This is a genomic window from Caballeronia sp. LP006 (genome assembly GCF_031450995.1).
GTDB lineage: Bacteria > Pseudomonadota > Gammaproteobacteria > Burkholderiales > Burkholderiaceae > Caballeronia.
Genome location: NZ_JARTVW010000003.1, coordinates 185,723 through 209,025, shown reverse-complemented (window position 1 = coordinate 209,025; position 23,303 = coordinate 185,723). Strand labels below are relative to the sequence as shown.

Below are 23,303 nucleotides of genomic sequence, written 5' to 3'. Positions count from 1 at the left end.
GCTTGAGTATTCCGGTGAGTGTCAGCCTTTGGCAGGCGCGAGGTCTTTCACGTCGAAAGGCCGGGGTGTCATCTGCAGATGCAGACGGTCGCCGGTATAAGGCGTATGCGCGCGCACCACGTCCATGTTCAGTTCGACGCCAAGACCCGGCTCGTTCGACGGAACGATGTAGCCGTCTTCCCAGCGAATCGGCGTCTTCAGCACTTCGGCGTGAAAACCGTCCCACGTGCCGATGCTTTCCTGAATCAGGAAGTTCGGCGAGCACGCCGCGATCTGCACGCTGGCCGCCGCGCCGACAGGCCCGTTGTACAGATGCGGCGCGATCTGCGCGTAATGCACTTCGGCGAGACTCGCGATCTTTTTCGCTTCGAGTAGCCCGCCCACGCGTCCGACGTTGAATTGCAGAATCGATGCGGCGCGCGCTTCGAGCAGCTTGAAGAACTCGTACTTCGTGGTCAGACGCTCGCCCGCCGCAATCGGAATGCTCGTCTTCGCGGCGACTTGCGCCATCGCGTCTTCCTGTCCCGGCGGAACGGGCTCCTCGAACCACAGCGGATCGAACTTTTCGAGGCGTTGCGCGAGGCGGATCGCCGACGATGGCACCATCTGGCCGTGCGTGCCGAACAGCAGATCGGCCTTGCTGCCAACCGCTTCACGCACCTTGCGGCAGAAGGTTTCGCAGCGGTCCATGACTTCGAGCGAAATCTGGTGGCCGGAATACGCCGTATAGGGGCCTGCCGGATCGAACTTCACCGCCGTGAAACCGAGTTCGACGTTGTGCGCGGCACATTCCGCCGCGAGGTCCGGGTCGTCGTAGTCGTATTCGCCACGACTGTTCTTCGGATAAAGATAAGTGTAGGAACGCAGACGCTCGTGCACGCGGCCGCCGAGCAGTTCGTACACGGGCTTGCCCGCCGCCTTGCCGATGATGTCCCAGCACGCCATTTCGAGGCCGCTTACGACGCCCATCATGGTGAGGTCGGGGCGTTGCGTAAAGCCGCTCGAAAAGGCTTCGCGATAGAAGCGCTCGACATGATGCGGATCGTGGCCGAGCAGATAGCGTTCGAACACGTCTTCGATGATCGGCGTCATCGCCTTCGGATGAAACGTGGCCGAGTAAATCTCGCCGACGCCCTCGATGCCGCAATCCGTGCGCAGCTTCACGAAGATCCAGTACATGCCACCGACATGCGGCGGCGGCACGGCGACGATATGAGTTTCCAGCGCGGCGATTTTCATTGCTGCGATTCCTTGCGTTCCATGCGTTTGAGCCGATGCTTGAAGACGAGCGCGGCGACACCGCCGAGCGCGGCCATCACGGCGACATAGCCGAAGTACATTTGATAGCCGAGCACGCCGGGATAGTTCTGCGTCAGATGCCCGTTGACGAGCGGCAGGAATGCGTCCGGCGAGTAGCCAATCACCGAGATGAGGCCGATAGCGAGGCCGCTCGTCTCGGCCGGCACCTTGCAGTCGTCGAGCAGGGACCAGTAGAGACCGCGAATGGCATAGGTCATCACGCCGATGAACAGCACGACCACGGCGATCAGCACGTGACTCGAAATGCCCGGCGCGACGATCAGCACGACAAGCGAGAGCGCGGCTGCGAAGAGGGCGAACACGAGCACGGAAGACTTCGAGAAGCGGTCGCCGAGAAAGCCGCCGCCGATGCCGCCGATAGGACGCATCCACAGCTTGAGCGTGGTGATGAAACCCGCCGCGACCACGGAAAGGCCAATCTCCTTCTCATGCAGATACGCCGAGAAGCTGTACGTCGCCCAGAACACCTGATAGCCGCAGAACACGATGGCCGCGAGCAGCCACAACTGCGGATTCTTCAGCAGCACGGCGAGATCGCGCAGCACGTTGCTCTTGCGCTTCGCCACGGCGGTGGCGCCCGCGTCGGGATCGCGAACCAGCCCGAGCACCACGCCAAGCAGGATGCACAGGAACGCGTACATATAGACCACGAGCTTGAAACCCGCCGCGGTGGAGTCGCCGCGCGTGTGCGTCACGTAGGCGAAGACCGAAATCGCGATGGTCGCGAGCAGCGCTTCGATCAAGCCGCGACCGCCATCGAGAAAGCCGAAGAAGCGGCCTTGCTCGTCGGCGGCGGCGATCATCTGCACGCGCTTGATGATGGCGGCCCAGAACGTGAGGCCGGTCGTCAAACCCCAGCAGCCGAAGATCACGATCAGCGAGGCGAACGAAGGCGCCGTCGAATACCACAGCCCGAGCGCGCCGGTCGCGATCAGCGAAAAACAGATGAGCACGCGCGGCGCGACGCGGTCCGCAAGCCAGCCGCTTGGCAAATAGCAGATCAGGAAGATCGTGCCGAGCGCGGAGTAGAGATAGCCGAGTTGCTCTTCGGTGATGCGGAAGACTTCGAGCATCGTCGGCTGATAAACCTGCCGCAGATACAGAATCGGATAGATCGCGCCGGCGGCGACCACGAGCAGCGCGAGTTGCAGATAGCGGTCGGCGCGCGCGCTTTTGAGCGGCAGCGCAGCCGCGCCCTGGCTGGTTTGAGCGGGATTCGATGACACGGGAGGCTCCTCGATGAACCGCGGGCGCAAAGCCCGCAGCCTTCGTATATTTTTGTGTGAGTTGGAAAAGGAAAACGGCGGCGTCCTCGCGAGAAGACACGGCCTGGGTCAGTACTTCATGACGACGAGACGCGTCTGCGTGAATTCGAGCATGCCGTGCTTGCCGTCGTCACCGCCGATGCCGGAGCGTTTCCAGCCCGCGTGGAAGCCTTGATACGGATCAGCCGGCGTGCGGTTGATATAAAGCTCGCCCGCTTCGATGGAGTTGGCGACCTTCATCGCCGTGCGATAGTTTTCGGTGTAAAGCACGGACGAAAGACCGAATTGATGATCGTTCGCCATCGCGATGGCTTCATCGAGCGTGCCGTAGCGCACGACGGCGAGCACCGGCCCGAAGGTTTCTTCCTGCACGATCTCCATGTCCTGACGGCAGTTGGACAAAAGCGTCGGCGGATAGAAAAAGCCCTTGCGCTTCGGCACTTCGCCGCCGGTTTCGAGCACAGCGCCTGCCTCGACCGCGCGCATCACCATGGCGTGAATGCCTTTGCGCGATGCCTCGTTGACGAGCGGCCCCATGAAGCTCGCGTCTTCGAAACGGTCGCCGATCTGCTTGGCCAGCATCTGCTCCTTGAGCAGGCGAACGAATTCATCATGGATGCTCGCGTGCGCATAAACGCGCTCGATGGCCGTGCAAAGCTGACCGCTATGCGTGAGCTTCGAGGCGACGAGTTCGCGCGCGGCCTTCTGCAAGTCGGCATCCGGCTCGATGATCGCGGGCGTCTTGCCGCCCAGTTCCAGCGAAGGCTTCGCAATATTCGCCTTGCAGTAATCGAGCACCTTGCGGCCTGCGGAAACGCTGCCCGTTAGCGTGATCATGCCGACTGCCGGATGCGTGCAGACGGCTTCGGCGGTGGCGTGATCCATCGCCAGGATATTGACGACGCCCGGCGGCAATGCAGCGCGTTCGACGGCGCGCGCCAATTCGAACGCGGACAGCGGCGTGTTGTTGCTCGGGCGCACGACCACCGTATTGCCCGCGATCAACGCCGGCGCAACCTTGCGCAGCAGCGTGTAGATGGGGAAATTGAAGGGAATCAGGCAGGCGACGACGCCTATCGGCTCGCGATGCAGCACGAGGTTTTCGTCGGGCGTATCGCTCGGAATGACTTCGCCTTCGATGCGCCGCGCCCATTCGCTGTGATAGCGCGTGATCTGCGCGGCGTAGATGGCTTCGTTGGTGGCGTCGGTCAGGCTCTTGCCCGACTCGGAGGCGAGCGCCGCGCCGATATCGGCGGAGGCTTCGACGATGGCGTCCGCGAGACGCTGCATGTGCACCGCGCGCTCGGCGGCGGGCATCACGCGCCAGCGCTTTTGCGCGGTGGCGGCGAATTCAACGGCTTGCAGCGCCTCTTCGCGCGTTGCGTTGTGCACGTGGCCGAGCACTTCTTCGGTAGCCGGATTGACGACGGCGGTGCGTTGATCGCTTGCGGGCGCGATGAAACATCCGTTCACGAAATTGCGTTCTGACTTCATGTTTCTCGATGATTCCTGGTTCGATGACGGGCGACGGCGGCCGCAGCGGAAAAACCAGCGCCGCTGATGTCGCGGCTGCCTCTTACGACTTTCAGCCCATTTTTCCGCGCTTCGCGCTGCAGCGACAAGCGAAGAATTTGCTGGCAGAACATTCAAAAAACTCACGTTCGATGTTCGGCGAAATCCCTTTGCAAGCGCGCGTCGATCACGCACAATCCGTCGCTCATCGTTAGCCATCCTTGGCGTTTTCGCGTGAGCGATGCCGACGTCATCGGATAAAACAAGAAAACTTGAGACTTTCATGAGAATTAAAGCCATTCTGTTCGCAGCAGTCTGCTGCCTGTCTTCCTCCGTCTTTGCAGCGAGCAGCGTCACGCTGTATGGCGTGCTCGACGAAGGCCTCGACTACACGAGCAACGTCGGCGGAAATCACGCCTACGAATTGACGAGCGGTTATGCGTCGGGCAGCCGCTGGGGCTTGCGCGGGGTCGAAGATCTCGGCGGCGCGACTCAGGCCGTGTATCAACTGGAAAGCGGTTTGAACCTGAGCAACGGCGCGGCGGGTCAGGGTGGCCGCATGTTCGGCCGTCAGGCTTTCGTGGGCGTGCAGAACGAACGCTTCGGTTCGGTGACGCTTGGGCGTCAGTACGATTCCGTCGTCGATTACCTTGCGCCGACCACCGCCAACGGCAACTTCGCGGGCTACCTGTTCGCGCATCCGTTCGACAACGACAACACGGACAACTCGTTTCGCGTGAACAACGCGGTGAAGTATGCGAGTCCGTCTTTCGGCGGCTTCAAGTTCGGCGGCTTGTATGGCTTCAGCAACAGCACGGGTTTCGCGGACAACCGCTTGTATAGCGTCGGCGCTTCGTATGCGAATGGCGGCTTGCTGGCCGGCGCGGCATATATGCGCGCGGACGGCGTCGGCGCGGGTGGCATCGGCGCCATCGCGGCCAACGATGCGAGCTTCGTCGCGAGACGCATGCAGGTCTACGGCGCGGGCGTGAACTACTCGTTCGGCCCCGCAACGGCAGGCTTCGCCTATACGAATTCGAGTTATCGCGATCCGTCGACCAATGGCTATATAGGCGGCACGCTCGTGGCAGCAGGCAACACGCTCAACGCCGTCAAGTATCAGAACTTCGAAGTAAACGGCAAGTACCAGTTCACGCCGGCGTTCTTCATCGGCGCGCAGTATGTGTATTCCATCGAGACGTACGACGCGGCTTCAGGCACGGTCAAGCCGAAGATTCACTCGTTCGGCTTGATGGCGGATTACTTCCTGTCCAAGCGCACGGACGTCTATGTGCAAGGCGCCTATCAGAAAATCCACGGGCCTTCGACGGATTCGGTGCTGGACAACGCGTATATTCCGGGCGCGCAGCAAGTGTCGTCGAATTCGAATCAGTTCGTCGCGCGAGTGGCTTTGCGGCACGCGTTCTGATCTAGCTGACATTGAGTTCGTGGTGCGGAAGGCCGGACGCTCGTTCGGCCTTTTTCTTGGGCGTGACGCTCAACTCCCGATCACCACCGATATCTCCCCCAACGGCGCCTTCGAGCCATTCGGCACGACTGCCCTGAGCGGAAACCCAAGCGTTCCCCTGAACGTGACGAAGCGGCTCATCTGAAAACGCACACCGCCGCCGATGCTCGCAAGCGATGCATTGTTTACCTCGCCCGCTTCGGGGATGCGGTTCCACACATGCCCTGCATCGAAAAACACAAACGGCTGCATCGCCGCGAAGCCGAACGTGATGGCCGGCGAGCGCAACTCCGTCTGCACGTTCCAGCCGCGATCGCCTTGCGCCGCGTACGGGTCGTAGCCGCGCACGGTCGAGTCGCCGCCAATCCCGAGTTCCTCGCTCGGCAAAAGCGTGTTGTTGGTCCACTGCACGAGCCCGCGCGCGGATACCGAAAAGCCCGTCGCACCCAGCGGCGTATCGCGTTGCGCGGACAGTTGCAGATACTGATAGCGCGGCTTCGCGCCGAGACGCGCGGTATCGAAGGCGTCGCTGTTGTTGCTGCCGTCGAGATAGCCGGGGCTCGCGTAGAGCGATGCATTCAGATGCGTGTCGCCGGATGCGTCGCTCTTCGTCAGATCGTAGGCAAGCACGAACTGATGGACGTGCGTATTGGCATTGAACACCTGAAAGCCGCCGAATTCGAGGTCGTTGTTCGAGCGCTTGAAGTCGTAGCCGAGTTGCAGTTGCTGCTGCCACGCACCCGCCTTGTCGAGCGGCGGAAGGCGCCAGTCGTAGCGAAAACTGAGCTGCGCGCTCGTGCCCGTCTGTCCGTAACTGTCCGGCAAGCGTGGCGTACTTTGCGCATACACCCCGAACAGTTCGATACGGTCGAGCCACGGCAGCGGCGCAATCAGGTTGAACGAATGCGCGACGAAGCGCGCCCGGTTGGGCCGCCCTTCGATATCCGGATTACCCGAAATGAGGTCGTTGCTCGCCGTCGCCTGATAGCCGATGCGCGCATCCGTGCCGAACAGATTGCCATAGTCGAAACCCGCAAGCAGGCGGTCGCGGCCCAGGTCCGGCACGCCGTCGTTGTTGTAGCCGCCGTAGACGCGCAACGGCAGCCGGTCTTCGGTCTGCAGGACGACATCGGTGGTATTCGCGGCAGCGCCCGGCGCATAGATCACGTCGACACGGCGATACGGGTTCGAATTCAGGAGCGCGAGGCCCGCGGCGACATCGGCTTCGCGGATCGGCTCGCCGGTGGGCAGCGGCATCTCGCGGGCGAGGAGCGCATCGGAGAAATAGCGATTGCCTTGAGGGAGCACGCGCCCCGCGCGAAACTCGGCAATCGCAATGCGCACCACGCCGTCGCTCACATCCTGCTCGGGCACGTAGACATCGACGAGCGGCAGGCCCGCCTCGCGATAACGCTGCACGACGGCGCGGCGAATTTCGGCCAGACGCGCGAAGGTGAGCGGATGGGCGAGATCGGCCGCAAAGGTATCGAGGAAGTTGGAATCGAGCAGCGGCGCGCCACTGGCCGTGATCGCAGCGCTCTGCGTGCCTTGCGTGCTGGCGGAACCGGCCGCGCCGTCCGAGCGCACGAAAGCGATGCCGCGTAAATCCGCGATCGCTACGGCCTGCGACGCATCGCCGGATTCGGCGGGCGGCTGCGGTGCACGCGGACGCTCGGCGGCGGGCGGGACAATCGGCGCGACGTCTTTATATGATTGCGCGTGCGCTGCATCGGTATAAGCGGCGGCATAAACAGCGGCATGAGCGGCGGCAATGCAGCACGCGAGCCGCGTGAACCGCACGCTCCCCTTCGATGCCCGCGTCATGCGCTACCGGCGCGCCGATGCGCGGGCCAACCACGGCGAATATCGAACGTCTGTCGCAAAGGCGCTCCTCGTCTCAATGTCCGCATCGTCACGCGGCGGCCTGACATCGTACTCGCTAATGGCATGACCGTGAGCGCGCGAGGCGAAGCTCGAAAGCGCCACGATGTCGGTGTCGATCACGAATTGGTCGCACACGTGCTCAGGCGCCGTTCCGGTTTCAGGTAGCATCGGGTGCGAACGCGCCTCGACCAAGGGCCGTTCCGAACGCAAACGAGTGTCATGACAAAAATAGCAGACGAAACGCCGCAGTTTTCCGATCAGACACAGAGCGAGACAACGCCGGAGTCCTCATCCATCGCACGGACCGGACCGCTCACCGAAGCCAAGCTCTTCGGCCGTCAGACACCGCCTTCGGGCGGCGACCCGCTTCCGCCGCCACCGCCCGGCGGCGCGGGCAGCAGTTATCGCGCGCTCGCGGGCCTGTTGTGCGGCTATGCGCTGCTCGTCGCGGGAAACGGACTCTTCCAGACGCTGATACCGCTGCGCATCCTGCAGGCGGGTTATCCGACGCTCGTGATCGGCCTCATTCAGTCGTGTTATTACCTGGGCTTCATTCTCGGCGCGGTGGTGAACCGGCGGCTCATCGACCGGATCGGGCAGCATCGGACATTCGTGGCTTTTTCAGCGGCCGCGTCGATTCTCGCGCTGGCGTTCGGCGCGAGCGAGTCGCCGTGGCTCCTCGCGCTCGTGCGTATTCTCACGGGCGTCGCGTTCATGGGGCTTTATACGTCCATCGAGAGCTGGCTCAACGGCACGGTGGAGAACGAGCGGCGCGGCCAGGTCTTCGGCTCGTATGCAGCCATCAACTATCTCGCGGTCGGCACCGGGCAGTTCTTGCTGAATGTCGGCGCGGGCACGGGTGCGCAGCAATTCTCCATCGCCGCCGCGCTGTTCGCCGCCGCCGTGCTGCCCGTGACCTTGCTGGAAGGCTGGCCCGTCAAGGTCGCCGATGAAAACCTCGACCGCGTGCCCGCCCGAACCTGGCGCGAGAGCCTGCGCGAGATGATGGCCGCGACGCCGCTCGCGGTTCCGGGCTGCATTCTCGCGGGCTTTCTCTACAGCGCGTTCTATTCGATGACGCCGGTCTATCTTCAACGCTCCGGCTTTTCGACGAGCGAACTCGCGACCTTCATGGGCGTGGCGCTGATCGGCGCACTCCTGCCGCAATGGCCGATGGGCCGTCTCTCCGACAAGGTGGACAGGCGGCGTCTCGTGTTCTACACGGCATCGATTTCGGCGACCTTGAGCTTCGTGCTGCTGTGCTTCGATTTTCGCGCGGTGGTGTGGTGCGGCACGCTGGCGTATGTCGCGGTGACGTTCACGCAATACGGGCTCATCGTTTCGCACGTGCATGATAGAACGGAGGCGCATTTGCGCGTCGCCATCTCGGCGACCTTGCTCGTGCTGTTCTCGCTCGGCGGCATGACCGGTCCGGCGCTGGCTTCGCTATTGATGACCGTCTTCGGTCCGCGCGGACTCTTTCTCTTCAACGGGCTGTCGTGCGTGTTGCTCGCGCTTTGCGCACGCCGGGCGCTTCATGCCGGTTCCGGCAGCGTCGCCGCGAGAACGGCCGGCTGACCCAAGCACTCAATGAGCGCGCCGGATCGCCGCCGAAAAGTCTTCGTCGATCCGCGCGCCTTCCGGCCGCACGATGAGACTGCGCCGCTTGAGTTCATCGAACGTCGAGGTGTTGTCGAGCAGGCCCATGCGATAGGTGTAGTCGTCGGCGTGGCCGCTTAGCAGCACCTTCCAGCTATAACGAAGATGCGGCGCGACCGTTCGCGCGTGATGCAGGATATTGCTCGTGCAGTTGTTGAAGAGCGTGTGATAGAACTCGGGGCGTTCGTTCAGGTCGTTCACGCGCCGCATGTAGTCTTTGAACAGCGCGCGCACGGTGGCGGCTGTGACCTGCGCGCGATACAGCGACACGCGTTCGCGCCGTATATCGGTACGCACGCCGATCAGATCGCGCTCGTCGGCCACGACATAGATCAGATCGTAATGCTTGAAGAAGCCGCGCCACGTCGAATAATGCTGCCCTTGCCGACGGCGCGTTTCGATTGAGATGGAGAGATAACGGCCATCGTCGAAACCGAAGCTTACGAACACATGTGCAATGGATTCATGCGTCCAGCGCGACACCACGAGATCGACCGTCTGTAGTCGCGAGATCTCATAGATGGCGTCGAAATAGGCGGGCGTGGCTTCGTCCCGCGTTCGGTAGACAAAGTTGCGGACATTGCGAATACGCACTTGGTCGCCGCACCACATGGCGGACGCGGTCCGTGCATATTCCTCCACCCAAGGCGCGCTCTTTTCAGTGCCGGATTTCACGGTCGGACTCCATGAAAGGCTCGTGACCAACTGCCACTGTACCGCGAGACTTCGTGCGACTCGAAGCGCGGAACGATTCATGCGAAAGCGCCGGTATGCCCGAATATCCGCATGAATGCGCCGGTCTGAAAACAAGGATTGCGATGCCCGCTTACAATTGCTTCATCAGCCAGGATGCGCCGCCCGGAGTAGAAATGACCGGCCGTGCCGCATCGACATGCAGACAAAAATCCGGCTCGAAGACCGGCGTGCGAACCGTAAATCGTCTTCGACCGTCGTGTCAGGGCCGCACGAAGCCCGCGACCCGATCGTCGTCTTAATGCGTCTGCTGCCTGAAAGCTTGCGGCCATTGGACAAACCGGCGCGCCTTTGCGCCGCCGAAACGCCTTATCGAGACAATGACGGACAACTCCTCCACCGCACACAGCAGTGAATTCAATGCGCCCGATGCATCGGCGTATGCCGAATGCGCGCGCGAGCCCATTCACGTTCCTGGCGGCATCCAGCCGCACGGTCTTCTCTTGAGCATCGACGCACAAGGCACGATCTTGCAAGTGAGTGGCAATGTCGCGCAACTCACGTCGATCGCGCCCGAGCGTTGCCTCGGCGAGCCGCTGTCGTTCGTCATCGGCGATGAAGCCAGCCGCCGCGCCGTCGCCGAATTGGGAAGGCTTACGCGCGATGGCGCGACGATCCACACGGGCAATGTCGTCATCGATCATTGGAGCCAAAGCGGCCCGTTCGCGCTCGTCGTGCATCGGCATGAAGGCTTGCTTTTCGTTGAACTGGAACCCGCGCAACATACCGCCGAAGTGTTTTCGAGCATGTATCCGCTCGTGCGCTCCTTCGTCACCGAAGTGCAGTCCATGCGCACGGTCGAGCAGCTTTGCCAGTTCGCGGCGACGGAAATTGCGCGCATTACCGGTTTCGGGCGCACGCTCGTCTATCAATTCGACGAAGCCGGCAACGGCCACGTGCTCGCCGAAGCCATCGAGCCGGGCTATCAGTCATACCTGAACCAGTATTTCCCCGCGTCCGATATTCCCGCCCAGGCGCGCGAACTCTACAAGCGCAATCGCATCCGCCTGATTTCGAACGCCGATTACGAAGCCGCGCCGCTCGTGCCCGCGCTGCATCCGCAGACTGGCCGGCCGACCGATCTCACCTACGCGTCCTTGCGCAGCGTTTCGCCCGTGCATCTGCAATATATGCGCAACATGGGCACGCTTGCCTCGATGTCGATGTCCATCGTCGTCGACGACACGCTCTGGGGATTGATCTCCTGTCATCACGCGACGCCGCGCCTGCCGCCCTTCGAAGTACGCACGGCTTGCGAGCATGTCGCGCAGATCGTCTCGCTGCAGATCGAGGCGCGTGAAACACAAAACGAAGCGCATTACCGGCTCGAACTGCGCCGCATGCTTTCGAAGCTGCTTTCGTCGATGGCCAATACCGACAGCTTCGTCGAAGCCCTGGTCAACGACTCGAACGACCTGCTCGGCTTGACGCGGGCATCGGGCGCGGCGGTGATCTTCGAGGGGCGCACGTCGCTCATCGGCGTGACGCCGAGCGAGCACGACGTGACAGCGCTTGTCGACTGGCTCGATCAGCAAAGCGAGGACGTGGTGCTGTCGGATCGCGCATCGGCGGATTGTCCCGTACTGCCAGATTCGCCGAATGTCGCGGGTTTTCTCGCGGTATCGATCTCGAAGATCTATCGCAATTACGTGATCTGGTTTCGCCGCGAGGTCGTGCAGACCATCGAATGGGCAGGCGATCCGCGCGCGAAGCTAACGGGGCTTTCTTCTTCGCTCTCGCCGCGCGTGAGCTTCGAAACGTGGACCGACGAGGTGCGCAATCGCTCCTTGCCGTGGCGCACCGCCGAGCGCGAGATTGCGCTGGAGTTCCGCGCGGCCGTGCTCGGCATCGTGCTGCGGCGTGCGGAAGAGATCGCGCAACTGGCGACCGAACTCGGCCGCGCAAATCACGAACTGGAAGGCTTTTCGTACACGGTGTCGCACGATCTGCGAGCGCCGTTGCGGCATATCGTGGGCTTTGCGGATCTGCTCAAGCAAATGGACGGCCAGAAACTGTCGGAGCGTGGGCGCGGCTATCTGGAGCGTATCGTGACATCGGCACGCTTCGGCGGGCGTCTCGTCGACGACCTGCTTTCCTTCGCGCAACTCGGCCGCGCGGCGTTGCGGCCGCATAAGGTCGATATGCATGCGCTCGTGCATACGGTCATCCAGACCGACATCGACGAGGAAACGTCAGCGCGTGTGCACTGGAAGGTGGATGCGCTGCCGCCCACCGAAGCGGATCACGTCTTTTTGCATGTGGCGTTGAATAACATCATCGCCAATGCGGTCAAGTTCAGCGGCGCGCGCGAGCAACCGGTCATCGAAATCGGCTCGCGGGAAGGCACGGGCGAACTCGCGGGCTACACGGTGTACTTCGTGCGCGACAACGGCGTGGGCTTCGACATGCGCTACGTGGACAAGCTCTTCGGCGTGTTCCAGCGGCTGCACGTCGATGAAAAATTCGATGGCACGGGAATCGGACTTGCGAACGTGCGGCGGATCATCGAGCGTCATGGGGGCAAGGTCTGGGGCGAAGGCCAGCCGGATCACGGCGCGACGTTCTTCATTGCGTTGCCTAAGCAGTATCGGCCGGAAAGCGGCGTGCGGCGCGATACGGCGGCTTCGGCGCTGGCGCGGCTGGCAGCGGGAACGGGCGGCGCGGCGCAGGATTTCGAACAACTCGTCAAGCGCTCGGAAGAGAAGAAATAAGCGCTTCGTTATTTGAGCAAAAGGGGCTGCAATCATGAGATCGCAGCCCCTTTTTTATCGCGTGATGCTAGGGCAACAACGAAGCACGCACGCTTAGAAGCGGTGACGCAAGCCGACCGCCGCCGCCACCTGATTCTGCGTCGTCGAAGGCGACAACGTGTTGATCATCGCGACATTGGCGCCTGCATTGCCAAGCTGGCCCGAAGCATGCTGATACACGCCTTCGACGTACACATCCGTGCGACGCGAGAGCGAGTAATCCGCCTTGAGCGACACCGTATGCCACTTCGGATCGCCCGAGCCGTTTGCGCCGTTGATCTTGCCGTCGGTGTACGCGTAGGACGCGTCGAGATCGAGCGCAGGCGTCAACGCATAGCGGCCGTTCAGTTCGAAGTTGTTCATATGCAGGTTCGTGCCGCCCGGCAGCGCGAACGTGGAGCCGCCTTGCGACGCCGCGATCAGGTTATCGTAATGCGTATTCGTCCACACGAAGCCGACGGTCGCCGGGCCATAAGCGTAATTCAAGCCTGCGCCGAAGGTGCGTTGCTGATCGGCGGTCAGATTGTTGTTGCTGCCTTGACCCGCCGCTACCGCGCCGCCCGTATTGCCCGTGCGCGAGTTATTGATTTGCAGGTAAGACGCCGCAAAGTTCAACGGACCCGTGCTGTACGAAGCACCCGCACTCCATGCGCGATTGTTCGAGAATTGGCCGGCGTCATTGCTGAAGCCATACAAGCCGCCGAACTTGAAGCCGCCGTAGTTGGCGCTTTGATACTTCACTGCATTCTTGATCGAAAACGAGTTGTCGAGGTTGTCGTTATCGAACGGATGCGCCGTCAGGTTATTGCCATAGCCGCCGCCCGGTTCCGACAAGGGCGCGAGGTAATCGACCATGGAGTCGTATTGGCGACCGAGCGTGATCGTGCCGTACTGGTCATGTTGCAAGCCGACATACGCCTGACGACTGAACATGGAGTTGCTTTCGCTATAGCTGCCGTTGTTGAGGTTGAAGCCGCTTTCTAATTTGAAAAGCGCGTGCATTCCGCCACCCAGATCTTCAGACCCGCGCAAACCGAAATACGTGTCCGATACCGAACCACTGCCTTGCTGCCAGTTACTGTGTCCCGCGGAGTTGTTGGTGTAGACGAGGCCCGCGTCGAGCGTGCCGTACAAGGTGACGCTGCTTTGCGCCTGAGCCGTTGCGGCGAATGTGCCAAGAACGCCTGCGATGAGAAGAGTTTTTTTCATGGTTCTCTAAGTGCCCTGCTAAGTGTTCATGTTCAAGACCAGGCTTCTTCAAGATCAGGCTACCGCGCAAGCAGAAGCGCGCTCCTCAAGAAACTTGAGGGACACTATATGTGAGCACTTCGTTTATTCCGCTGCGGTCGCCAGGAAACAATATTTTGCTAAAACCGCACTAAGCTAAGTGGACGCTTCATATCCCTTTAAGCTCAGACGCTTAGGTCTCTTGGCGAGTAATACAGACGAGGTTTCGTGTTGTGCATGAACGACGGCATTCCACCGATCCACGCAAGAGCCATTTGCGAGCCATGCGGTTTGTTGTTGGCGATCGGGTTGTTACGCTTCGTCATGTCCTGAAGAACTCCGAATTGCAGTCCAGGGACAGGGGCGGCTTCGCGAGAGGAAGCCGCCCTTTTACGCTTCGATTGCGCTTGATTTTCAAGCGTCGCTTAACGCGCTTTCATGACTTAAGGCCCTTAATCCGCGCGCTTGGGAAATGCTAAGAAAACGCTAACGAAAACTTAAGAAGCGCGCTTGACGAATTGCGCGACGAACGTGCGCGTCGAGTCATCGGCGAAGCGGACGGCAACGCTTTCACCGCTCATCATTTCCACGGTGCCCACGCCATAGCGACGCACGCGAACACGATCGCCCGCTTCGAAAGTCTTTAGTTTGCCCAGCGGCTTCGACGCTTCATCGACGCGTGCGTGCTCACGTTCTTCACGCGCGCTTATGCTGATCTCCGGCGGATGCAGGCAATTATCGCAAGCGCCGCATGTCTTGCCGCCGAGCTCGTCCTCCGGCGATCGATAATTCATCTCCGCCTGACGCAGAAGCTCATGCGACTTTGCATCGTCGATATCGGCGGCGAAATAGTCGAGCACGATGCGCCAGCGGCATTGCGCGCTCTGCACGTACGTGATCATTCGTTCCAGCACCGCACGGTCACGCTCCGCTCTCGCGGTGTACGCGCCCGCTGCTTGATCGAGATGCGCGAAGGCCGCGCCATCGTCGATGAGTTTCATGCCGCCGCGCTGCGTGCGCCGCGTCATGCCGAGTTCGTTCAACAATGTTGCCGCCACGCGCAATTTGTTCGCACCGATATTCGGCATCGCTTCCTGCAAGCGTTCAAGCGGCTTCTGCAGCGTGTGGCCAGCGTCTTCCTTGGCGAGCTTGCATACGGTTTCGGCCACGAGTCGAATAGTCTCCGCACTCGGATAGCGGCCACCGAGAAAGAACTGCTGAACCTGCTTGTCCTTCATCTCGAAGAGCAGAATGCAATCCGCAGGCTCGCCATCACGGCCCGCGCGGCCTGCTTCCTGATAGTACGCATCGAGGCTGCCGGGCATCTGCGCATGCAGCACGAAGCGAATGTCCGGCTTGTCGATCCCCATGCCGAATGCATTGGTCGCCACCATCACGCGCACGCGATCTTCCATGAAAGCGTCCTGCGCTTCCGAACGTACACTCGCCGCAAGCTTGCCGTGATAACGCTCGGCCTCGACGCCGGCATCGACGAGCGCGGCATGCAGCGCCTCGCACTCGGCCACCGTCGAGCAATACACAATGCCGCTGCCTTGCATTGCGCTCACGCGTTCGATTGCACGCGCGCGTTTTTCCTCGGGATTCGTCAACTGCTCGACGGAGAAATGCAGGTTCTCGCGATACACGCCCGTATGGATCACGTTTGCGTGGCGCATCTGCAATTCACGCACGATGTCCGTGACGACTGCGGGCGTCGCGGTTGCCGTCAGCGCGAGCACGGGCGGTCGGCCCAGCGTCTTGACCGCATGAATGAGTTCGACGTACGCGGGACGGAAGTCGTGTCCCCACTGCGAGATGCAATGCGCTTCGTCGATCACCACGAGCGGAACTTCGGGCATGCCATCGGCAAGAAGTGTTGCGTTGAACTCGGCATCGACGAGACGCTCGGGCGTGACGAACAGTATGCGAACCGCATGATCGGCGATGGCCTGCATGGCTTCGCGCGCTTCGCTTGCCTTGAGCGTGCTATTCAGAACCCTCGTCGCCACGCCCGCTTCCGCGAGCTTGGCAGCCTGATCGCGCATCAACGATATGAGCGGCGATACCACGATCGTCATGCCCTCGAATTGCAGCGCCGGCAGTTGATAGCAAAGCGATTTGCCGGCGCCTGTCGGCATGACGGCGAGCGTATCGGCGCCGTCGAGCACGCTTCGAATGACCTCTTCCTGACCCGGCCGCAGATGCGGAAATCCGAATACCTTGAGTAGTGCCTTTTCCAGTTCGGCGTCGAGCGGTCGCGACGAACGGCTCTTGCGTGTGCGGCTATCGTTCATAAGTCGGAGATGGCGAGGGCTTAGTCTTTCCAGTCTTTTCTTTTCGAATCGGCCTTGCCAGAGCCACTGCTCTTGGCGTTCTTCTGTTTCACGCGTTCCTCTTCGGTACGCGCGAGCGTCGTGGGATCGGTGCCCGCCTTGCCTGCGGCGCCCGCGCCGCCTGCGGTACCAGCCGACTTGCCGGATGCGCCAGTGCCCGATTGCGTGTTGCCCGGCACGGTGCTCTCTTCAGCGTGCGCCGCGATGGAGCCGATGAGTCCGGTCAACGCAACGGCGCAGCACAGGATGGAAGACGCTGTCTTTTTCATTGTCGATACCTCGATGGAGGCTAGCGCTTATGCAGGAGTTGCCGCGCTGCCTTCGAACAGCATCAAAGCAATCAGCAGACCCAGCACTACTTGCTTGAAGAAAGCGCCAAGGCAATGAAGAAATGTCCCGTCGATTCTTCCGTGCTTTGCATGCGTTCCATGCCTCGAACGGTCGTTCGGAGAAAAATCAGCCAAAAGGTGCGGAAACGAGACCAGGTAAGCCTCACCGCAAGCTGGTTTTCAATTGGAAACAATTTCGAAGAAGGTAAAGCGAACCATCGGAACGTCAATTGCTCAGATGTTTACTTTACGAATCGAGCAGGAAAAGGACTATGAAGAAAGGCATCGATGCCGCCATCCCCGAGTTTCGACAGCGCCGAACCGCGCAACTCGCGGAAAGCGAACTCAGACATCTGGAATTGATTCTCGCAAGCTATGCCGGGCCGCCCGACGTGGCGCCGGGACGTTTTCCGACCGGATATTGGGACAAACGCATCGCCCAGCTCGATGCCGACTACGATCTCGTCCCGTCGCAGTGCCATCGCGTCGCCTCGCTGCAACGCAAGCTTGCTCTTTTGGATAACGCGCTCGACTCTGCGTACCCCGAGTCGCATGAGGACGCTCAGAACCGGCGTGCAGCCGCCTGAGTTAGGTCCGTTCCAGGCCCAAAGACTACTTCGCTCGCCGGATGGCCATACGCGCCACATCCGCAGCAAGATCCGCGCAAAGTTCGGCCCACTTGCCGAGCAGCGATGAATCATTAGTCAGGAAGTACGGCGAGCCGGCCCAGACCGGGCCGTTTTCATCGTCGTAAGCCACTTCGAAGATTCGCAGGTCTTCGTCATCGCCTTTGCCCATTGCGACGAGTTCGGCAAACGAGTGAACGTGTTTGAGCGCGACATCGTACACGCCGATGCCGCGCAAGACCGCCATCACCGTCTTGCCGATTCGCCATGCCGCTTCGCGGCTGTCCGCCATGACGAAGGCCACGCCTTCTGCCGGCGTTTCAAGTGTGATCCGGAAAAGCCGGGTCCTGCATTCGTTGCTGAGTTGGGTATTCATGGTCCGCAAGCTGGCGCGCTTTGGCTCGGCTCCAATCGAAAAAAGAGCCGCCGCGAGGCACGCGTGTGTCGTGGACGCGATCGGCGCCTAAGGCACTGTCGCGTGTTTGTCGACCCCTTAGAGCCCCACAATAAGCCGTTGTTCCCGAGCGAAAGCCATTCGTCTGCGCGTAGTGTGCACCACGCGCCGGGGGACCGCGTGAAGCGGTTTGTAATTGCGCCGGTGCGCGTCGTGGAAGCATCTAGAATGAGGAACGATCCATCCCGCGTGCCCACCGAAAAAGGCGCCATCCATGACCGATCATCCCCACGCAGCCGACACACAGCGCCAGTTGCAAACCTGCATCTCGGTACGCGACATCGGCAGCTTCTTCGTCGGCGGCGAGATGCTTACGCTAAGCGGCATGCCGCATCGCGACCGCGTCAGCACGAACCACGGCGCGGTGCATCCTGTCGATCAGAATGGCGAGATCATCGCGGGACAGATGTACGTGCAATACATCAGGCTCGAACGTCCCACCGGACGATGGCCGCTCTTGCTCTGGCATGGCGGCGGCATGAGCGGCGTCAACTGGGAGACCACGCCCGACGGCCGTCCCGGCTGGCAGATGTTCTTCCTGCGCTCGGGTCTGGATGTGTATGTCTCCGATGCGGTCGAACGCGGACGCGCGTCGTGGGCGCCGTATCCCGAGGTATATGCCGAAGCGCCCTACTTTCGCACGGCGCGCGAGGCGTGGGAAGAAACCTTCCGCTTCGGGCCGGCGGCCTCGTGGCATCCGGATGAAGCGGCAAGACGCTCGCACGAAGGCGTGCGCTTTCCTGTCGGGCGGATGGAAACCTTCATGCATCAGTTCGTGCCGCGCTGGGCGACCAACAATGCCCGCACGCAACATGCTTACGACGCGCTCATCGCGAGCCTCGACACCAGCATCATCCTCACGCATAGTCAGGGCGGCAACTTCGGGCTGACGGCCGCGCTCAATGCGCCGGAACGCGTGAAGGCGGTGATCTCGCTGGAGCCATCCGGCGCGCCGTCCCCTGACGATCACGACGCCGCTCTTCTGCGCGATGTGCCGCATCTCTTCCTTTGGGGCGACTATCTCGATCAGCATTCGTTTTGGGTCGATTCGGTGCCGAACGTCCGGCGCTGGCATGACGCGCTGGCCGCGGCGGGCACGGATGTCGAATGGATCGATTTGCCCGCGCGCGGCATTACCGGCAACTCTCACGCGCTCATGGCCGACGACAACAGCGACGCCATCGCTGCGATCGTGCTCGATTGGCTGCGCAAGCACAGCCTCGCGGCCTGAGCACATGCGTCCTTACGATCCCGTTATGCCGTTCGCCGGGTTCGCATGTCCCATGATCGCCGCGATATTGCCGATGGCCGGTTGCACATAAACGGGCGGCGGTGCATCGAGCGGCAGCGGCGCGGGGCCGGAGTACATTGCGTGCGGGTAGACCGGCAGCGGCGGCGCGCTCTGCGCATTGGAAGCCACGGGAAACACGGGCCCGCCCACGATACCCACGCCAATGAACGGATGTGCCTCTGCCGCCGTCATGCAAGCGGCGCTCAAGGCCAGTGCCAGCGTGATGTTTCTGATCGTCTTCATGTTCGTCTCCTGTTGTTTCCGGTTCGTCGATGAAGCCATTCTGCGAGCCGAAAATGAGAGAAGAATGAGGACGTAGTGCAAGTCAGAAGAGTTCGGTATCCATCGGCAGCAGGTTGATCCACTTGACGGCGGTGCGCCGCTCGACGCCATCGTCGTGAATGGAGCGAATCATGACGCGTTCGCCGCGAGCCTCTCCCAACACTTCGACGATACGGTTACGATAGCGCGCGAGCGTGCCTCTGAGTGGCTTGCGTCTCTTGCGCCTGCGGGTTAAAACAGCGTGCATGGGCGTGACAGCGATTTATGACGGCATCATCATAACCATCGCCGCGCACAGGCTCAAACAAATCTCCCGTCTTCGCGCGAATTCAAGCAAACCCAAGCGAGCCGCCACACCATGCGACGAATCACAGTACGAACTTCTCCCGTCCATGGCCGGGGCGTTTTCGCCCTCGCCGATCTACCCACCGGCGCGCTGCTGCTCGAATACAAGGGGCAGCGGCTGACGTGGAAGCAGGCGCAACGCAGCCATGAACGCTCGACCGCCGAGGACGGTCACACCTTCTTCTTCGGTCTCGACGATGGCAGCGTGATCGACGGCGCACGCGGCGGCAACTCCGCACGCTGGCTCAATCACAGTTGCGCGCCGAACTGCGAAGCCGAGCAGGACGGCGAGCGCGTCTTCATCTTCGCCATCCAGCCCATTCGAAAGGGCGATGAGCTCTTCATCGATTACCGCCTGACGGTGGAAGGACGGCGCACGGCGGCAATGAAGCGGCTTTATGCATGCCGATGTCAGGCATCGGGCTGTCGGGGAACGATGTTGTCGGCGGGGAGGTAGTGCCTTGCGGACAACATCGACGCTTAGATTTGCGCCATCCCTCCATCGACGAACAACTCGGCCCCGTTCACGAAGCTTGCGTCAGCGGATGCAAGAAACACCACCGCGCGTCCGATCTCACGCGGCTCGCCCAGTCGCGCGAGCGGCACCGACGAAGCCAGATGCGCATACAACCCTTCCTGCTGACCTTCGGGCACGATGCCCGCAAGCCCCGGCGTGCGCACCGGGCCCGGGCTCACCACGTTCACGCGAATGCCGCGATCCTTCAAATCCAGAATCCATGAGCGCGCGAAGTTACGCACCGCCGCCTTGCTCGCGCTGTAGACGCTGAAATTTTCCGTGCCTTGAATTCCAGTGGTCGAGGCCATCAGGACGACCGAGCCGCCATCCACGAGCAAGGGCAAGCTCTTCTGCACCGTGAACACGAGCCCCTTCACGTTGGTTCCGAAAATGCGGTCGAAGTGCTCCTCGTCGATCTGCGAAAGCGGCACCATGTCGCCACCGCCTGCATTCGCCACGACGATATCGAGCCGCCCCGCACGCTCGCGAATTTCGCTGAAGACGCGGTCGAGATCGTCGAGCTTCGATACATCCGCGCGAATGCCCGTCGCGCCCGCGCCGATGGCCGCGACCGCCGCATCCAGTTCCGCCTGACGACGGCCTGTGATGAACACCGTCGCACCTTCCGCCGCCAGTTCCTGCGCCGACGCAAGACCAATGCCGCTCGATCCGCCCGTCACCAGTGCAATCTTGTTTGCCAGCTTACCTTGCGTTTCTTGAGTCATGATGTTCTCCGATTCGATCAGTTAAGCCGGCGTCGTCGCCAGCGCATGAACGTCACTGTACAAACAATGGATTGTTGAATAAAGTCGTCGAACGCGATTACTTTATCCACCTGCGTAGATAATCAATGGACCAGATTCTTGCCATCCGGGTGTTCGCGCGCGTCGTCGAAACCGGATCGTTCACGCGCGCCGCCGGCTCGCTCGACATGCCGCTTGCAACCGTGAGCAAGCTCGTCGGTTCGCTCGAAAAGCATCTCGGCATGAAGCTGCTGCAGCGTACGACGCGTCAAGTCTCCGTTACGCCGGAAGGCAATGCGTACTATGAACGCACCACGCGCCTTCTGCACGAACTCGAAGATATCGACGCCAGCTTCAGCGCCGCGCAGAAGCGGCCACGCGGACGGTTGCGGATCGACATCGGTTCGTCCACGGCGAGTTGCGTGCTCATTCCAGCGCTGCCCGAATTTACCGCGCAATATCCGGAGATCAACATCGGGCTCGGCGTGAGCGACCGTCAGGTCGACCTGATCGGCGACAACGTCGACTGTGTGATTCGCGGCGGCCGGGCAGACGAACCATCGCTCGTTGCCCGGCCGCTCGGACGCGCGCGCTTCGTCACGTGCGCCACGCCCGGCTACATCGAACGATACGGCAAGCCGCGGCATCCGTCCGATCTGGAGAAAGGGCATCGCGTGGTGAACTACATGTCGGCACGATCGGGCCGCGTCGTGCCCATGCGCTTCGAAAAGGGTGCGACGAAGATCGTCGTGGACGGCGTGCAGAACCGCTACATGGGCGTGAACGAAAGTACGGCGCACTTCGCGGCGGGGCTGGCGGGACTCGGCGTCATTCAGACGTTCGCCTATGCGGCCAATGCCGCGATCGCGCGCGGCGAACTCGTGCCGCTGCTGCAAGGCTGGCAGCCGGCGCCTTATCCGTTCTTTCTCGTCTATCCGCCCGACCGGCATATGAGCCAGCGGTTGCGCGTGTTTATCGACTGGGCGATGGCGCGCTTTTCCGAGGCGTTCGAATAGCCGCGGCTTGCATCCCGTGCGCGTTGTGATCCGTATCTTCCCTGAGAATACGAACGGGATGCCGGAAGGACACGGACATGACGAGGCTTCTTTATAGCGCCCTGGCGACAGATTGCTTGCAGCGCGCCGGCACGGTGATATATTTCGGCAGGACCTCACCCCCGAGCGCGGCTCGACCCATTCTGCCCATGACGGACACTACCTCCGGCAGCACCGGCAATTACTCCGACCGAAACGACGGCAGCGACACCGACGCCGGCCTGTTGCGGCGCGAGCGCCTGAACGACATGCTCGTGCGCGTCGCGAAGGGAGACCAGAAAGCGTTCGCGGAGTTATACCGCGTGACCTCGTCGCGCGTTTTCGGCGTGATCTTGCGGATGATGCACGACCGAGGCGAAGCCGAGGACATCCTGCAAGAGGTCTACGCCGCCGCCTGGCGTCGCGCCGATTCCTTCGATCCCGAACGCGGCAGCGCCATCACCTGGCTCATTACGCTCGGGCGCAATCGCACCATCGACCGCATGCGTCAGCGCCGCGAGGAATTGCTCGGCGACGACGAAACCCCCGAAATCGCCGACGATGCCCCGACGCCCGCCGCCGCGGCCGAATCGAGCGAAGAGCGGCGGCGGCTCGAACAATGTCTCGACCGTCTGGAGCCGCAGCAAGGCCGCGCGGTGCGCGAAGCGTTCTTCACGGGCGCGACGTATAACGAGCTGGCGCAACGTCTGGCAGTGCCGCTCGGCACCATGAAGAGCTGGATTCGCCGAAGCCTCATGCAACTCAGGACGTGCCTCGAACAATGAACACGCCCGCCCAAAACGAAGACGATCTGCGCTGCGCCGAGTACGCGCTCGGCGTGCTCGACCTGCAGGAGCGCCGCGCGCTGGAAACGGACGTGACGCGCAATCCCGGTCTGCAACGCACGCTGGATGACTGGCACGAGCGGCTCGCTCCGCTCGCGCAGGACATCGCGCCGGTGACACCGCCCGCACGCATCTGGACGCGAATCCAGCGCGATCTCGGCTTCCTGCCGGAAGGCTCGGTGGCCAAGAAGAGCGGCTGGTGGAACAGCCTCGATCTGTGGCGCTGGCTAGCCGTCGGCGCGAGCGCCGTCGCGCTGGTGCTGGTCGCGGTGAATCTCACGCGCGCGCCGCAAGCGCCGCCGCAGCCAACCGTCGCTCAGGCGCCGCAATACATGGTGGCGACCATCGCGCAGAAGGACGGCGTCGCGCACTGGACCGCAACCGTCGATGTCTCGCGTTCGCGCATGGTGGTCGTACCGGCGGTGCAATCGGTCATCGCGGCGGATCGCGCGACCGAGCTCTGGCTGATCCCGCCGGACGCGAAGCCGATCGCGCTAGGCGTATTCCCGTCGAACACGCCTGCGACCATGAACCTTCCGCCCGAGATCATGGCGCTCCTGAGCAACAAGGCGGTGCTGGCGGTGTCGGTGGAACCGCCGGGCGGATCGCCGACCGGTGCGCCGACCGGTCCCGTGATCGGCACGGGCGAGATTCGCGGCACGTAAC

The 23,303-nt window shown here is 61.9% G+C and carries 21 protein-coding genes; 10 read left to right on the top strand and 11 right to left on the bottom strand.

Annotated elements, in window-relative coordinates; genetic code table 11:
• Positions 1–21: 21 nt before the first annotated feature.
• From P9250_RS05650 to aldA, 3 genes are all read right to left on the bottom strand, one after another.
• The gene (locus P9250_RS05650; RefSeq protein WP_310391663.1) at positions 22–1,239 is read right to left on the bottom strand and encodes a mandelate racemase/muconate lactonizing enzyme family protein; all 1,218 of its coding nucleotides are present in this window, start codon (positions 1,237–1,239) and stop codon (positions 22–24) included.
• Complete coding sequence (locus tag P9250_RS05645) at positions 1,236–2,561, bottom strand: MFS transporter (RefSeq protein ID WP_350029325.1); 1,326 nt, start codon at positions 2,559–2,561, stop codon at positions 1,236–1,238. Before P9250_RS05645 ends, P9250_RS05650 begins: the two co-directional genes overlap by 4 nt.
• A gap of 93 nt (positions 2,562–2,654) precedes the next feature.
• Positions 2,655–4,079 (bottom strand): aldehyde dehydrogenase, encoded by a 1,425-nt coding sequence (gene aldA, locus P9250_RS05640; protein ID WP_310391660.1) that lies wholly within the window; start codon positions 4,077–4,079, stop codon positions 2,655–2,657.
• Positions 4,080–4,102: 23 nt separating this feature from the next.
• On the opposite strand from aldA, the gene P9250_RS05635 reads away from it, so the two are divergent.
• A complete protein-coding gene (locus tag P9250_RS05635; RefSeq protein ID WP_310391659.1) occupies positions 4,103–4,312 on the top strand; it encodes a hypothetical protein in 210 nt (69 codons plus the stop codon).
• Positions 4,313–4,380: 68 nt separating this feature from the next.
• Positions 4,381–5,526: a porin gene (locus P9250_RS05630; RefSeq protein WP_310391657.1), complete on the top strand. Its 1,146-nt coding sequence runs from the start codon at positions 4,381–4,383 to the stop codon at positions 5,524–5,526.
• A 69-nt stretch (positions 5,527–5,595) separates the two neighbouring features.
• Here the strand turns inward: P9250_RS05630 and P9250_RS05625 are convergent, their stop codons facing one another.
• Positions 5,596–7,389, bottom strand: a complete 1,794-nt coding sequence (locus P9250_RS05625) for a ShlB/FhaC/HecB family hemolysin secretion/activation protein (RefSeq protein WP_309846702.1) — start codon at positions 7,387–7,389, stop codon at positions 5,596–5,598.
• 279 nt (positions 7,390–7,668) lie between these two features.
• Between P9250_RS05625 and P9250_RS05620 the strand changes: the two genes are divergently transcribed.
• Entirely contained in the window at positions 7,669–9,027 is a 1,359-nt protein-coding gene (locus P9250_RS05620; RefSeq protein ID WP_244829817.1) for an MFS transporter, read from the top strand.
• Between the two features lie 9 nt (positions 9,028–9,036).
• Here the strand turns inward: P9250_RS05620 and P9250_RS05615 are convergent, their stop codons facing one another.
• Positions 9,037–9,783 carry a DUF4105 domain-containing protein gene (locus P9250_RS05615; protein ID WP_310391653.1) on the bottom strand — a complete coding sequence of 249 codons (747 nt, stop codon included), beginning with the start codon at positions 9,781–9,783 and terminating at the stop codon, positions 9,037–9,039.
• Between the two features lie 398 nt (positions 9,784–10,181).
• Between P9250_RS05615 and P9250_RS05610 the strand changes: the two genes are divergently transcribed.
• The gene (locus P9250_RS05610; RefSeq protein WP_250528072.1) at positions 10,182–12,572 is read left to right on the top strand and encodes an ATP-binding protein; all 2,391 of its coding nucleotides are present in this window, start codon (positions 10,182–10,184) and stop codon (positions 12,570–12,572) included.
• 93 nt (positions 12,573–12,665) lie between these two features.
• Here the strand turns inward: P9250_RS05610 and P9250_RS05605 are convergent, their stop codons facing one another.
• The 3 genes from P9250_RS05605 to P9250_RS05595 form a co-directional block, all read right to left on the bottom strand.
• Positions 12,666–13,820 (bottom strand): porin, encoded by a 1,155-nt coding sequence (locus tag P9250_RS05605; RefSeq protein ID WP_310391651.1) that lies wholly within the window; start codon positions 13,818–13,820, stop codon positions 12,666–12,668.
• A gap of 515 nt (positions 13,821–14,335) precedes the next feature.
• On the bottom strand, positions 14,336–16,132 hold the full coding sequence (locus tag P9250_RS05600) for an ATP-dependent DNA helicase RecQ (protein ID WP_244829821.1): 1,797 nt from the start codon (positions 16,130–16,132) through the stop codon (positions 14,336–14,338).
• Between the two features lie 20 nt (positions 16,133–16,152).
• The gene (locus tag P9250_RS05595) at positions 16,153–16,440 is read right to left on the bottom strand and encodes a hypothetical protein (protein ID WP_244829822.1); all 288 of its coding nucleotides are present in this window, start codon (positions 16,438–16,440) and stop codon (positions 16,153–16,155) included.
• A 332-nt stretch (positions 16,441–16,772) separates the two neighbouring features.
• On the opposite strand from P9250_RS05595, the gene P9250_RS05590 reads away from it, so the two are divergent.
• Positions 16,773–17,087, top strand: coding sequence for a hypothetical protein (locus P9250_RS05590; RefSeq protein ID WP_244829823.1), 315 nt, complete (start codon positions 16,773–16,775; stop codon positions 17,085–17,087).
• Between the two features lie 25 nt (positions 17,088–17,112).
• Here the strand turns inward: P9250_RS05590 and P9250_RS05585 are convergent, their stop codons facing one another.
• Complete coding sequence (locus P9250_RS05585; protein ID WP_310391646.1) at positions 17,113–17,502, bottom strand: hypothetical protein; 390 nt, start codon at positions 17,500–17,502, stop codon at positions 17,113–17,115.
• Between the two features lie 292 nt (positions 17,503–17,794).
• Here P9250_RS05585 and P9250_RS05580 point away from each other — a divergent pair, with 292 nt between their 5' ends.
• Positions 17,795–18,811, top strand: a complete 1,017-nt coding sequence (locus P9250_RS05580) for an alpha/beta fold hydrolase (RefSeq protein WP_310391644.1) — start codon at positions 17,795–17,797, stop codon at positions 18,809–18,811.
• Between the two features lie 12 nt (positions 18,812–18,823).
• Here P9250_RS05580 and P9250_RS05575 read toward each other — a convergent pair whose 3' ends face one another.
• Entirely contained in the window at positions 18,824–19,114 is a 291-nt protein-coding gene (locus P9250_RS05575) for a hypothetical protein (protein WP_250469068.1), read from the bottom strand.
• A gap of 397 nt (positions 19,115–19,511) precedes the next feature.
• Here P9250_RS05575 and P9250_RS05570 point away from each other — a divergent pair, with 397 nt between their 5' ends.
• A complete protein-coding gene (locus P9250_RS05570; RefSeq protein WP_250469065.1) occupies positions 19,512–19,955 on the top strand; it encodes an SET domain-containing protein in 444 nt (147 codons plus the stop codon).
• Positions 19,956–19,978: 23 nt separating this feature from the next.
• Here the strand turns inward: P9250_RS05570 and P9250_RS05565 are convergent, their stop codons facing one another.
• Positions 19,979–20,740, bottom strand: a complete 762-nt coding sequence (locus P9250_RS05565; RefSeq protein WP_244829828.1) for an SDR family NAD(P)-dependent oxidoreductase — start codon at positions 20,738–20,740, stop codon at positions 19,979–19,981.
• Positions 20,741–20,865: 125 nt separating this feature from the next.
• Here P9250_RS05565 and P9250_RS05560 point away from each other — a divergent pair, with 125 nt between their 5' ends.
• The 3 genes from P9250_RS05560 (at position 20,866) to P9250_RS05550 (ending at position 23,302) form a co-directional block, all read left to right on the top strand.
• A complete protein-coding gene (locus tag P9250_RS05560) occupies positions 20,866–21,774 on the top strand; it encodes a LysR family transcriptional regulator (protein ID WP_250469053.1) in 909 nt (302 codons plus the stop codon).
• Between the two features lie 188 nt (positions 21,775–21,962).
• A complete protein-coding gene (locus P9250_RS05555) occupies positions 21,963–22,577 on the top strand; it encodes a sigma-70 family RNA polymerase sigma factor (protein WP_244829830.1) in 615 nt (204 codons plus the stop codon).
• Positions 22,574–23,302 carry an anti-sigma factor domain-containing protein gene (locus tag P9250_RS05550; protein ID WP_244829831.1) on the top strand — a complete coding sequence of 243 codons (729 nt, stop codon included), beginning with the start codon at positions 22,574–22,576 and terminating at the stop codon, positions 23,300–23,302. Before P9250_RS05555 ends, P9250_RS05550 begins: the two co-directional genes overlap by 4 nt.
• The last annotated feature ends 1 nt before the right edge of the window (position 23,303 follow it).